This window comes from Bacillus sp. BR3(2024), assembly GCF_039134555.1.
Classification (GTDB): Bacteria; Bacillota; Bacilli; order Bacillales; family Bacillaceae_G; genus Bacillus_A; species Bacillus_A cereus.
In genome coordinates this window covers 1,516,070-1,529,143 of sequence record NZ_CP152433.1, presented here as the reverse complement: position 1 = coordinate 1,529,143, position 13,074 = coordinate 1,516,070, and the positions used below count along the sequence as shown (strand labels likewise).

Genomic DNA, 13,074 nt, shown 5'->3' with positions numbered 1-13,074 from the left:
ATAGGTAACTGAATTATATTAATGAATGTAAATTTGTAATCAATTCAAAGGTTTTCATCTTATTTTTTTACTACAGGAATTTGAATTTCTGTTACTTGCTCCTCTGGATTTTCTGTTACAGACCAATCAATCAATCCAATCTCAATCGAATCTCCATGTACTTCGTAACCTTCTTTATCAATGTATGTAAGTAACTCCTTGTACGTTGCATCTGTTTCTTCATACGGTCCATGATGATAAGAACAAGCATATAAACCTTCTTTAATTTCATCTGAAGTATGCACTTCATACGCCATATAATCCAAAAGAATAAATACGCTGCTATATGCTTGAAACTCCTTTTGCATTAATGCTTTTTTGGAAATTGTCACACCTATATCTCCTGAAAATAGACTATCATCCATTTGCCTCATATTTTTTTGCAACGAATGAATGTAGTACTCAAACATATCATCCGTCGTATTCGGGGCAACCGCAATAGCTGTTATTTTTCGCTGCGGAATCTCTTTAATTACCATTTGTTCAGCTTTTGCTTTTGTTGCTTTCTTAATTAAATGAATTCTATGCTCCATTTTCGCCAAAGCATACTCAATTTCTCTTTGTTTCTTCAGCATCATCTCTTGTTGTTTTTCCAGTAAATTGAGTGCGTATGCTGGATTTCTTTCATCAATATATTTCTTAATTTCCTTTAACGGAATATTTAACTGGCGTAAAAATTTAATCGTATCTAACAGTGAAAATTGATCGATTGTATAATAACGATAATTCGTTTGAGGATCCACAATGGACGGATGAAAAATTCCTTTTTCATCATAATACCTTAATGTAGATTCTGCGATATTATGCATTTTCGCCATTTCTCCAATTGTAAAACGTTTATTTAATAACATCTTTTATTTCCTTCCATTTCTATTTATTTCATTATATGTTCATTTTCTCTTCAAAACAAAAAAGAATTCCCATACGAGAATTCTTTTTTACTATTAGACCTCTATTATTATAGGAAGAATCATCGGCTTTCGTTTTGTATTTGTATAAATATACTTCCCTAATGCTTCTCTTACCTCCCTTTTCAAAATACCCCAGCTATTCACATTCTCTTTCTTTAAATTATTAATCGTAATAACAGCTAATTTATTTAATTCTCTTAGAAATTCTTCTGAATCACGGACATAGACAAATCCACGAGAAATAATATCTGGACCTGAAATTATTTCTCCATCCACTTTATTAAAAGTAATAACTATAACGAGCATTCCATCTTCTGAAAGTTGTTTACGATCACGTAATAATGCATTTCCAACATCTCCAATTCCTAATCCATCTACATATATATTTCCTGCCTGTATTCTTCTAGATTGAATTGCCACTTCATTACTTATATCTACAACATCTCCATTACGTACGATAAAGATATTTTCCTTTTCAATACCAATTGATTCTGCTAACAAACTATGGTGATGTAGCATTCTAAACTCTCCATGAATTGGAATAAAATATTTTGGCTTCATTAATGTAAGCATTAACTTCAACTCTTCTTGATATGCATGACCGGATACATGCACTCCAGTAGAACTACCTGATCCGTAAATCACCTTTGCTCCTAATGCAAATAAATTATCGATAATTCGAGAAACGTTACGTTCATTTCCTGGGATAGGGGTCGCGGCTATAATAACCGTATCTTCTGGTAAAATATCCACTTGTCTATAGTTTCCACTAGCTAAACGCGCTAAAGCTGCCATTGGTTCTCCTTGACTTCCTGTACAAAGTATTGCAACCTGCTTTGGATCTAAACGATTTACCTCATTTGCTTCAATCAACATACCTTCTGGAATATGTAAATAACCTTTCTCTAGAGCAACCTCTACTACATTTACCATACTTCTCCCTAGCAAAGCTAGTTTTCGATTTGTTTTTATACATGCTTCAACTATTTGCTGAACACGATTCACATTAGAAGCAAACGTAGAAATAATTACTTTTCTATTTGCTTTCATAAATATTTCCTCTATCCGTTCTCCTACTGACCTTTCTGATGGAGTAAAACCTGGACGTTCTGCATTTGTGCTTTCAGATAATAAAGCTAGTACACCTTCACTTCCTATTTTAGCCATTTTATGAATATCAGGATGTTGATTATTTACTGGTGTTAAATCAAATTTAAAATCACCTGTATGTACTACAGTACCTTCTGGTGTATGAAAAACAATACCGAGACAATCCGGAATACTGTGGTTCGTTTTAAAAAAAGTTGCCTTAATAGAACCACAATCAATTTCTGATTCTGAATGAATAACGATTAATTCCGTATCATTTTGAAGATTGTGTTCCTTTAATTTAATTTCAATTAAACCTAACGTTAACTTTGTTGCATAGATTGGTACATTTAGTTGTTTTAAAAAATATGGTATTCCGCCAATATGGTCCTCATGCCCGTGCGTTACTATTAAACCGCGAATTTTTTCTTTATTTTCTTGCAAATATGTGACGTCTGGAATTATTAAATCAATCCCTAATAAACTTTCATCTGGAAATTTAGATCCACAATCAATGACGACAATATCATTTTCATATTGGATAGCATACATATTTTTTCCTATTTCATTTACTCCACCTAAAGCAACAATAGACAAGTTATTTTTTAATGCCTTCAAATTATAAATCCTCCCTTTCACAGTTATAGTTCGTGAAATAGTATGTAGAATTTATTATTTGTAATGGAAAAGGACTTCATACTATTTTATACATATAAAATTCACACACTACTCTTACACCTATATCCCAATAAGGCAGCTTCTTCCTCAAAAAGCTCCCATTTTTTCATTGATTTTTTATAAAATCTATTATATATTAATTACAGGTTCAAATTACGAGTTCAAAAGAACTTGTAATCAGACCCTTTTGTTTAATGGGTTTTACATATTTTCATTAGGCAAATTCCGAGAAATCGTATGATAAAATTAAAAATGACGAGGAGAGGATCAGATGGAATTCGAATTTTTCTTTCAAATTGCACTTATTTTATTAAGTACAAAGCTTGCTGGTGATCTTAGTGTTAGATTAGGTCAACCTTCTGTACTAGGTAAATTAATTGTCGGTATCGTTATCGGTCCAGCTGTATTAGGTTGGATTGAAAATTCAGAGCTTCTAACTCAATTAAGTAATGTCGGGGTTATTCTTTTAATGTTTATGGCTGGACTTGAAACAGACTTAGAAGAATTAAACGCAAATCGTAATTCTTCTTTAGCAGTTGCACTCGGAGGTATCATTCTTCCATTCGTAGGTGGTTACGTTTCCGGTCTTGTGATGGGAATGGAACAAGGAAACGCTGTATTCTTAGGATTACTTCTATGTGCGACAAGTGTTAGTATTTCCGTACAAACACTTCGTGATTTAGGTAAAATGAAAACACGTGAAAGTACGACGATGCTTGGAGCCGCTGTATTTGATGACATTCTTGTTGTTATTTTATTAGCATTTGCAATGAGCTTCTTAGGTACTGATGATGTTAACTTAACAATGGTTATCTTGAAGAAAGTAGTATTCTTCGCTTCTATTATTTTAATCGGATGGAAAGGTGTTCCTGCGATTATGCGCTGGTTATCACCACTGCGCGTATCTGAGTCTATCGTAAGCGCGGCTCTTATCATCTGTTTCTCATTCGCATATTTTGGCGAATTATTAGGAATTGCTGGTATTATCGGTGCTTTCGCTGCTGGTATTGCAATTTCTCAAACAAACTACAAACATGAAGTAGAAAAGAAAGTAGAACCAATTGCTTACGCTATGTTCGTTCCCGTATTCTTCGTTAGTATCGGTATGAATATTACATTTGACGGTATCGGCAATCAAATTTGGTTCATCTTAGCATTAACTGTTATCGCTGTATTAACGAAATTAATCGGCTGTGGATTCGGTGCACGAATGACTGGATTTGACGCTAAGTCTTCTGCAATTATCGGTGCTGGAATGGTTTCTCGTGGTGAAGTTGCACTTATCATTGCAGGAACAGGACTTTCTTCAGGTCTATTGGCACAAGATTACTTTACAGCAATCGTTATTGTCGTTATTTTAACTACAATGATTACACCACCAATGTTAAAATACACTTTTGGTGCAAAAGATAAAGCAATGAAAGCAAGTAAATAAATTTACTATAATAAAAGGAGATTGCTATTTTATAAGATAGCAATCTCCTTTTTGTTTTATCTTTAAACAATCCCGTTCTTTTTTAACCATTTTTCAAAAATAATTCGTGCTTCATCATCATCAATATCATTCCCAAATGAATACACCATAATGCCATAATCATCTATATATTTACCTAGCTTCATTCCCTCCACTTTCTTATAAAAATCGTCTGCCTCATAGTGCGGAATATAAGCATCCCAAACTGGTTCATTTATTCTTTTGTACGCCATCACTTCTAAATCATATCCGTCTTCATAATATCCGATGTGATAATGTTTGTTCGGATCATATTTATCCATTAAAAGTCCCCTCCTACTAAACAAAAGCGAGCCTTATATTAAAGCTCGCTCCTCTCTCTATTTATTAAATACGTTCCATCGCCGTCTTCAACGTTCCAACAATGAAAGCAATCTCTTCACTTGAAATAACAAGAGGCGGCGCTAATGTTAAAACGTTATTATATCCTGCTGTTGTCATACCGTTTCGTCCTATAATTAAGCCCTTTTCTTTACAAGCATTTACAACACTTGCAATTTTGTCGTTATCAATTGGCTCTTTCGTCTCTTTATCATTTACTAATTCAATTCCAACTAATAGACCTTTTCCTCTAATATTCCCAACAAGCGGATGTTCCCCAATTTCATCTTTTAGTTGCTCTAATAAAAGGGAACCCATTTGCGCAGATCGCTCGATTAAATTTTCATTTTCCATAATCTCTAAGTTTTTAAGTGCTAATGCACAAGCTGCTGGATTTCCACCAAATGTATTAATATGGCGGAAGAATTCATATTCTCCTTTACCTTTAAAAGCCTCATATATTTCTTTTTTCACAGCTGTTGCAGATAATGGTAAATATGCGCTCGTAATACCTTTTGCCATTGTAATAATATCTGGCTTCACATCATAATTCATAAATCCGAATGCTTTTCCTGTACGTCCAAAACCGCAAATCACTTCATCACTAATAAGCAAGGCACCGTGTTTTTGACACGTCTCATGAACAGCTTTCATATAGTCTTGTGGTGGCATTAATATGCCCCCGCCTGTAATAATAGGTTCCATAATAAATGCAGCAATTGTTTCACTTAATTCCCACGTCATAACACGATCGACTTCTTTCACACATTCTACATCATAAATATGCTGCCCTTCAATTTCAGGCATACGGTAACAATCCGGTGGTGTTACGTGTAAAAAACCTGAAGCAAACGGCTCATACTGATATCTACGCTGCGCTTGTCCCGTCGCTGCCATTGTCGCCATTGTATTCCCGTGATACCCACGGTAACGTGACATAAATTTATAACGATGTGGTTCACCTTTTTGAGCATAGTATTGCCTTGCTATTTTAAAAGCTGTTTCGTTCGCTTCTGAACCACTATTTGAGAAGAAAATAACATACTCTCCCCCAAGCCACTCATTTAACTTTTCAGCAAGCTTTATAGCTGGCTCATGGGATTGTGACATTGGAAAGTATGATAATGTTTGTAATTGCTTATAAGCCGCTTCTGCGAGCTCTTTTCTTCCATATCCACTATTGACACACCAAAGGCCACTCATACCATCTAAATATCTTTTTCCTTGTATATCTTCAACCCAGCACCCTTCAGCTTTTGCCCCTACCATTGTACTATTTGGACTAAAGGGACGCATTCCGTGCCAAACATATTGCTCATCTTTTGCTAATAATTCATCAGTTTGCTTCGTTTTCATCATTACTTCCACCTTCCATAACAACTTATTTTTCACAAAAGCTGCGCTGGTGCCATGATGACTTAAATTTCTCCCTGCTATTTTCATTCCACAAAATTAAGACAAATCCTACTTACAAATCAGTAATATTTACAAGAAAATGACAAAAGAAAAAAGAGCTTTTCTTATCTATCGAAAAGCTCCTCTTTTATTTAATGTGAAGACGCATCGCTAATGCCATGACCAGTATTAGATTTCACTAGAATTTCATCAAATTTCGCTTCATCTTCTTTCTTACTAGATAAAACCGTTCCTAAATATGCTGCAAGAAATCCGAGTGGAATTGAAATAATTCCTGGTGTCGTATATGGGAATAACGCTTCCCCAACAAAAATAGCTTTTCCAGCTACAGGGTTCCAAACATTCGGACTCAACGCTACGAGAACAATTGCTGATACGAGACCTACAATCATACCCGAAATAGCACCCGTTGTATTAAAACGCTTCCAATATATTGTAAATAAAATTACTGGTAGATTTGCACTCGCTGCAACTGCAAATGCTAATGATACTAAAAATGCAACGTTTAATGTTTGGGCAAATAATGCAAGTATGATAGATAGTATCGCTACTCCAATAGATGCATAACGAGCCATGGATACTTGCTCTTTTTCCGTTGATTTTCCTTTACGAATGATTTCATTATAAAAATCATGAGCGAATGCTGATGCTGCTGTTAATACAAGACCTGCCACTACAGCCAAAATCGTTGCAAAAGCAATTGCTGATACGAAAGCAAATAAGAAGTCTCCACCTAACGCTTTGGCTAATAAAGGTGCCGCCATATTACCAGCTGGGTTTGCTTTAATAATCGCTTCATTTCCTACAAACGCTGCCGCACCAAATCCTAAGAAAATCGTCATAATATAAAATGCACCAATTAACCACGTCGCATATACGACAGATTGACGTGCAGTTTTTGCATCACGTACTGTAAAAAAGCGGACAAGTATATGTGGTAATCCAGCTGTACCAAGTACTAGTCCTAAATTTAAAGAAAGTGTATCAAGACCATCCTTATACTTTACACCTGGATTTAAAAATGAATCTTTTAAAGGTGTAGCTGTTTTCATTTGAGCGAACATTTCAGTCACGCTGAAGTTGAATTTTGCGAAAACGATAACAGAAATAATAAACGTACCAGCCATAAGTAATACAGCCTTTACGATTTGTACCCAGCTCGTTGCTGTCATACCTCCAAAAATAACATACACCGTCATAAGTGTTCCAACGATTAATACAGATGTCGTATATTCAATCCCTAATAATAATTTAATAAGTGCACCCGCGCCAACCAATTGTGCAATCATATAAAAGATAGAAATCGTCATCGTATTAAGAGCTGCAACTCCGCGAACTTTTTTCGCATCAAAGCGTGCTGCAATCATATCCGCCAAAGTGTACTTTCCTAAATTTCTAAGCGGTTCTGCAACAAGATATAGTACAACTAGATAAGCAACTAAAAAACCGATACTATAAAAGAATCCATCAAACCCAGTTAATGCGATTGCTCCAGCTATACCGAGAAATGAAGCAGCAGACATGTAATCTCCAGCAATGGCCAGACCATTTTGCCAACCAGTTAATCCCCCTCCAGCCGTATAAAATTCACTCGCATTTTTCGTTTTTTTCGATGCAAAATAGGTTATGACGAGCGTACCAAGAACAATAATTAAAAATAGTGCAAATGCAGTAGTATTCAAGTTCAGCCCCTCCCTTTTTGCATATCTTGCAGAATTTTTCGGGAGATTTCATCAAATGATTCTGCTTTTTTGCTATAAATCATACATAGTGCCCATGTCATTATAAATTGGGAAAAAGCAAATACCCACGCCCATGTAACGTCTCCAAATGCAGGTGTATTAAGCACCTTTGAATACGATGTTAGAATAGGTAATGCGATAAAAAAACTAAAAAAGAAAATACTCATTGGAATGATAAACTTCTTTTTCGTATTTAATAACAATTGAAATTCTTCCGACTGAACGACCTCTGTATAATTCACCTCATTTTGCAACTTACGTGCTGACGTATCGTCTCGTTTCATTAACCGATCCCCTCTCTTACTTGAAATACACTTCCCCCTTGCATACCTAAAGACTAAATTTTATAAATATTCAGAAACTTATATTCATTTTAGACAATCCATGCATTCATGCAAAGATTTTTTGATAGACATTTTTCGGCAATTTCCCCTAAATTTTTAATATACTTTTTCAAAATAAAGTGACACTTTACTTATTTATCCTCATTAAGACAAAAGCAGTGCTTAACGCACTACTTTTGTCTTTTTTTCCTTTTCTAAATTACGAGCCGTTTCGCTTAGCTCAACATCTTTTCCGTCTTTCAGTGTTCCAAATATAAAATCGAATACTGGATTTGAAACACCAAACCAAAACTTTTCATTTTTATAATGGTGTAATATATGTTGTTTTTTTAGCCATCTTCCAAACTTAGTGACGGGACGAATCGGTCTATGAGCAATATAATGTTTCCATTCGTAAACGAGCAGCATAATAATCATTCCGATTCCAAATGAAAGTGTAATAGTAACACTTTTTGTAATACCATATGCTATAAGTAAATATATAGTAAAACTAGGTATACTAAACCATACAGGTAAAAACAAAAGTTTTAAATCATCTGGATATACGTGGTGATCATAATGCAATCTTCTTAACATTTTTAATAGAAATGTGTTTTTAGGTGGCTTTATATGGAATAAAAAACGATGTGTCATATATTCATTAAGTGTATAGAAAACAATCCCAAACATACATGCTAACATGCCAAACCACGTAAAAAATTGCATTTTTAAAATAATAATGAAAACAAATAGAATGCTATACATAATAACGATATCATGTTGTAAAAAGAACCCTTTCCCCACTTTCTTCATCTTGTTTCCCCCTTTTCCAAAAAAACAGCCGCAACATATCGTTACGACTATTTCTTTTCTATTCTTATTCTATTCACTTTACAAATTTGCCTGCTGTTCTATTGTCGAGAAAAAATTGTTTGGTCCAAATATATTTTGCTTCGGAATAATATGTTCCACTGCAAACACTGTTACTTCTCCTCTTTGCACTTCTCCAATAATGAGCCCAAATATTTCATGATTTACTGCAAACGTCGGTTGCTTTGTTTGTAACAATCTTGCAGCATTATGAAATACCGCTTCATATAGTGGATTTCTATCAGTAATTTCTTTTCGGATTTTTGGCGCCAACGTAATTATAATTTCTTTTCCGTCAATAGTGGTTCGATACATAAAAATCTCCCCTTCAATCTTATGTGAACAACTGTAAAGCTTTGTATGCAAAATGTATAGAGTAACCTACTAAAATAATACCTGCTCCGGCTGTTATGTAGCCAAGCGCTTTTGGTTTTAATAAAGTTCTTCCAAAATGTACAGAAAAAGCAATATTTAAATTCCATAAAATAATACCAACAATAATGCAAAGACTGTACAAAAAAGCTTCTTGTTTCGTTACCTTCGTAAGTAATGAGCTAAGTGTACTTCCGTATATACCAAACCAAAAAACAAGATTTAATGGATTGGATATCGCAATTAAAAATCCTGCCATAAACGATTGCTTAAGGCCACCTACCTCTTCTTTTTTATATTCCATATTCGAGTCGAAAATTCCTTGTTTTACACTTTGAAATCCTAAATAAAATAACAAGAAAAAACCCGTGCAATACATGAAGGCTTGTACATATGTATACATAAACACAGAAGATAAACCGAAATAAATGAGAAGCATAAATAAAACATCTGCAGTCATTCCACCAATTCCAACAACCCAAGCGTGCCAAAACCCACGTTCAATTCCTCGTTTTAACATTTCAATATTAATCGGCCCTACTGGCGCAGCTAATGATATACCTAATACGATTTGCTGTATAATTACTCCAAACATCGCTCTATCCTTTCTACTCTCTTTACTACTAGTTAATGATGTAATTTGAAAAAATAGACTAGCTTTCATAATAAAATACCCTTTTTTATCCAAAATATACAAAAGAGCCATCTAGGTGATGGCTCTTACTTTTCTATCCTATGAAGAAAAGGACATTTCCCTTTTATTGGCTCTACATCGTCTCCTATGAAATATTGTTTCCATTCACGATGCTCTGGGTCACCATAATGACTAATGTTAGGATGTTTCGGCAATTGATCCCACTTTTCAACTCGCTCACGAACCATTTGTCTTGAATATGCTCCTTTAGGACGATCTCCCTCTAATCCATCAAAAATAGTGCGTGGCTGAAACCCAATAACGAGAGAATTCCCTAAATGTCTAGTTTTTCGTTGTTTATAAGCTGGCGCATTTCCAAATGCGAATATTGGCTCACCACCAAATGAAAATTCCCATAAATAATGGTCTGGATCTTCAGGAATTTGCTTTGGCCATGCTTGATTATCGTTTTCATGTAAATACTGTAACACTTTCCAAAAGGAATCACGGTAATATTCGAGTGGCTGTTCTTCACATTCCGGTTCTACAAAAAGGAAAAAGCCCCTTCTTACAATCGGCCTCTCTTTCATTAACTCTAAAAAAGATAACATTGTATGTGGTAAATGACTCCAATCATTATGAGAAAGAAATGAATAACGAAGTTCATTCTTTTTCAAAGCTGTTAAACCGAAATAACATGGAAAAGTTGGTTCTAACACAACATTTGAAAAAATCTCAAATTCTTTTGCAACCCAATCCGGTATGTCGGTTCTCGTTCTCATTCCTTCATTATCTAATAAGTAAGACTTATTCATTCTTTCACCTCATTATGTATAGCATTCAATTAAGAATATTATATACTCAGCCTGTCCTATACCTATTTAAAAATTTGACTGAAAAATTATTTAAAAATACAAAAAAATAAAATCGCTTACTTGACTAAATTCTCCCAATTCGTGTATATTTAAATTAATCATTTAGCAGAATATTCAAGAATATAGCATTTTTAGTTTATATTATTTTTTTAAAATGAATTTCACTAAATGAAAATAGTAAACGCTTTTAGGAGGAATTGTAACATGCAAGGAAAAGTAAAATGGTTTAACAACGAAAAAGGTTTTGGATTTATCGAAATGGAAGGCGCTGACGATGTATTCGTACATTTCTCTGCTATTCAAGGCGACGGCTACAAAGCTTTAGAAGAAGGTCAAGAAGTATCTTTCGACATTACTGAAGGTAACCGCGGACCTCAAGCTGCTAACGTAGTAAAACTTTAATCCAACATATAACAGGAGGTTACCTTACTTGGTAACCTCCTTTGTTATTCCTTTGTATATTTCCGTTTTACAGAGCAAAAACTATGTGAAATGCGCACTATACAAAGGAGGAATTATTAATGGGATCAGAAGTAAATGATTTTGAAGAAGTGAAATTCCGTGTAGAAACAGCACAAAAAATGGTAGGATCAGCAACAATTTCAATGGATCCAGATACATTAGAGCATGCTACTACTGCTGTAGAAGCAGCTCGCTCTCAGCTTGAAATTATGAAATCTGTTGCAACTGATTTAGATGAACCATTTTTAATGAATGAGGAAAAGAAATTAAATAAATGTGAGCATCAACTAAACGAAGCAAGACACTAAAAAACATCCAGAGAATTTTCTCTGGATGTTTTTCATGACAACTGGTCCCCATACTTTTTCAATGTTTCTCCAACTGTACATTGCCTTATACAAAATGAATGAGCATAATATTTACTATTTGTCTTTCGATTATGTTCTCGCAAAAAACAGCCTTCACAATACGTTTCTAATAAGTCATTTACCTCTGTAATGAGTTGCTTTTTATCCACCTTTGCACCTCTCTATTCAGTTATTTCTTTATGACTATCAATAACTGTTCCTTCCAATGCTTGCGTAGCTAATTGATGTGCTTCTTTATTTTGTTTTCTAGATATCGGCTCACATATAAGTTTTAATTTCATTTGCTTCGCCTTTTGTTCAATTTGATCTAAATAATGATTTAAATGTTCATCATAACAAGGCCATTCTCCGGCTAATTGCTGCAGTACCACTTGTGAGTCTCCGCGAAGTGTAACTGCTTCATACTTAATCCCTAGTTCCTCGAGTATATTCATACCGTATAATAATGATGCATATTCCGCTTCATTATTATCATATATACCTTCTATATATGCATTACGGCGAATGCGGTAGTTTGTATTTCCTTTTTTATAATACACACATATACCAACGCCAGCTTCTTTCGTTTGCACATCATACCCCCCATCAAAATAAACGAGTATTTCTTGGGGCTCTTCCTCTACTTGCTTACTTAACTTTTTCATCTCTTTTAATGACCATTCTGCGTCCATTTCATCGTAAAATAAAAGTTCCTTAGCTCTTCCTGTTTTCTCAAAATCCTCTGCAAATTGAAGTACTTCTTCTATGTTCATATACTCTGTTGTTAATTCCGTCTGCAATCCACGCTTCGTTTTATACAACCAATGAATTTTATATTTCATACTACATTCCCCTTATGTAAGACTTCTTATATATATCCGGCTAATTGAAGCCTCACTTTATTTTATTATATTTTATCTAGAGTCACAGCATTATATTCAATATGATTACATACAAAAAGAGCTATCCCTATAGGAATAGCTCTTTCATCTATTACATAAATCTTTCAAATTGTACTCGCTTATTAATCCAGTACATTACAGGCATACCGATCGCCATGACAACAAATTCACCAATTGCACAAGTTAACCAAGACAACATAAATGGTAAACCCAATGCAAGATGAAGTTCAATTGCAATCATAAACATTGTAATTGTAAAGATAACTGTATTAAAAATCATACGAGCCCAAACACCTTTAATAAATCGCATAGAAATAATCGTTGCAACTAACGCAAGAATAGATTGCCCTACTCCAAATACTAAATCGTAAGCGATCATAGGTGAGAAAAAGAGATTCGTTAAAAATACACCTAATACAATTCCGTAAATTGCTTTCTTGTTAAATACAACGAGATGATTAAACATCTCTGAAATACGAAATTGTACATTCGTAAAGCCAAATGGCTGAATAAGCATAGAAACAGCAATATATAATGCCGCTAAAATACCATTACCGACTAATGTTCTAATATTCATGAC

At 34.3% G+C, this 13,074-nt stretch carries 16 protein-coding genes; 3 read left to right on the top strand and 13 right to left on the bottom strand.

Annotation, left to right across the window (positions count from 1 at the left end; all coding sequences use genetic code 11):
- Positions 1 to 59: 59 nt before the first annotated feature.
- Positions 60 to 890 carry a MerR family transcriptional regulator gene (locus V7S45_RS07955; RefSeq protein ID WP_342761727.1) on the bottom strand — a complete coding sequence of 277 codons (831 nt, stop codon included), beginning with the start codon at positions 888 to 890 and terminating at the stop codon, positions 60 to 62.
- Between the two features lie 93 nt (positions 891 to 983).
- Positions 984 to 2,657, bottom strand: coding sequence for a ribonuclease J (locus V7S45_RS07950; RefSeq protein WP_000645618.1), 1,674 nt, complete (start codon positions 2,655 to 2,657; stop codon positions 984 to 986).
- 331 nt (positions 2,658 to 2,988) lie between these two features.
- Here V7S45_RS07950 and V7S45_RS07945 point away from each other — a divergent pair, with 331 nt between their 5' ends.
- On the top strand, positions 2,989 to 4,152 hold the full coding sequence (locus V7S45_RS07945; protein WP_000393901.1) for a cation:proton antiporter: 1,164 nt from the start codon (positions 2,989 to 2,991) through the stop codon (positions 4,150 to 4,152).
- 62 nt (positions 4,153 to 4,214) lie between these two features.
- On the opposite strand, the gene V7S45_RS07940 is transcribed toward V7S45_RS07945, so the two are convergent.
- The 8 genes from V7S45_RS07940 to V7S45_RS07905 all read right to left on the bottom strand — a co-directional run bounded on the left by V7S45_RS07940 (position 4,215) and on the right by V7S45_RS07905 (position 10,723).
- The gene (locus V7S45_RS07940) at positions 4,215 to 4,493 is read right to left on the bottom strand and encodes a DUF3986 family protein (RefSeq protein WP_025688352.1); all 279 of its coding nucleotides are present in this window, start codon (positions 4,491 to 4,493) and stop codon (positions 4,215 to 4,217) included.
- 64 nt (positions 4,494 to 4,557) lie between these two features.
- Positions 4,558 to 5,907, bottom strand: coding sequence for an aspartate aminotransferase family protein (locus V7S45_RS07935; protein ID WP_342761726.1), 1,350 nt, complete (start codon positions 5,905 to 5,907; stop codon positions 4,558 to 4,560).
- Between the two features lie 191 nt (positions 5,908 to 6,098).
- On the bottom strand, positions 6,099 to 7,649 hold the full coding sequence (locus V7S45_RS07930) for a sodium/solute symporter (RefSeq protein WP_001098240.1): 1,551 nt from the start codon (positions 7,647 to 7,649) through the stop codon (positions 6,099 to 6,101).
- Positions 7,650 to 7,651: 2 nt separating this feature from the next.
- Positions 7,652 to 7,993 carry a DUF485 domain-containing protein gene (locus V7S45_RS07925; protein ID WP_000817366.1) on the bottom strand — a complete coding sequence of 114 codons (342 nt, stop codon included), beginning with the start codon at positions 7,991 to 7,993 and terminating at the stop codon, positions 7,652 to 7,654.
- Positions 7,994 to 8,215: 222 nt separating this feature from the next.
- Positions 8,216 to 8,845, bottom strand: coding sequence for a sterol desaturase family protein (locus tag V7S45_RS07920; protein WP_342761725.1), 630 nt, complete (start codon positions 8,843 to 8,845; stop codon positions 8,216 to 8,218).
- Positions 8,846 to 8,923: 78 nt separating this feature from the next.
- Positions 8,924 to 9,217, bottom strand: coding sequence for a hypothetical protein (locus tag V7S45_RS07915; protein WP_000286361.1), 294 nt, complete (start codon positions 9,215 to 9,217; stop codon positions 8,924 to 8,926).
- Between the two features lie 19 nt (positions 9,218 to 9,236).
- Positions 9,237 to 9,980 carry a LysE family transporter gene (locus V7S45_RS07910; RefSeq protein WP_142292913.1) on the bottom strand — a complete coding sequence of 248 codons (744 nt, stop codon included), beginning with the start codon at positions 9,978 to 9,980 and terminating at the stop codon, positions 9,237 to 9,239.
- Between the two features lie 14 nt (positions 9,981 to 9,994).
- Complete coding sequence (locus V7S45_RS07905; RefSeq protein ID WP_001043767.1) at positions 9,995 to 10,723, bottom strand: YqcI/YcgG family protein; 729 nt, start codon at positions 10,721 to 10,723, stop codon at positions 9,995 to 9,997.
- Between the two features lie 264 nt (positions 10,724 to 10,987).
- Here V7S45_RS07905 and cspB point away from each other — a divergent pair, with 264 nt between their 5' ends.
- A complete protein-coding gene (cspB, locus tag V7S45_RS07900) occupies positions 10,988 to 11,185 on the top strand; it encodes a cold shock-like protein CspB (protein ID WP_001161731.1) in 198 nt (65 codons plus the stop codon).
- A gap of 119 nt (positions 11,186 to 11,304) precedes the next feature.
- Positions 11,305 to 11,553, top strand: a complete 249-nt coding sequence (locus V7S45_RS07895; protein WP_000534392.1) for a DUF2564 family protein — start codon at positions 11,305 to 11,307, stop codon at positions 11,551 to 11,553.
- A gap of 32 nt (positions 11,554 to 11,585) precedes the next feature.
- Here the strand turns inward: V7S45_RS07895 and V7S45_RS07890 are convergent, their stop codons facing one another.
- From V7S45_RS07890 to V7S45_RS07880, 3 genes are all read right to left on the bottom strand, one after another.
- Positions 11,586 to 11,762 (bottom strand): zinc-finger domain-containing protein, encoded by a 177-nt coding sequence (locus V7S45_RS07890; RefSeq protein ID WP_002023738.1) that lies wholly within the window; start codon positions 11,760 to 11,762, stop codon positions 11,586 to 11,588.
- A gap of 12 nt (positions 11,763 to 11,774) precedes the next feature.
- On the bottom strand, positions 11,775 to 12,434 hold the full coding sequence (locus V7S45_RS07885; RefSeq protein ID WP_048538189.1) for a ribonuclease H family protein: 660 nt from the start codon (positions 12,432 to 12,434) through the stop codon (positions 11,775 to 11,777).
- A gap of 151 nt (positions 12,435 to 12,585) precedes the next feature.
- Positions 12,586 to 13,071, bottom strand: coding sequence for a QueT transporter family protein (locus V7S45_RS07880; protein ID WP_001026474.1), 486 nt, complete (start codon positions 13,069 to 13,071; stop codon positions 12,586 to 12,588).
- Between the last annotated feature and the right edge of the window lie 3 nt (positions 13,072 to 13,074).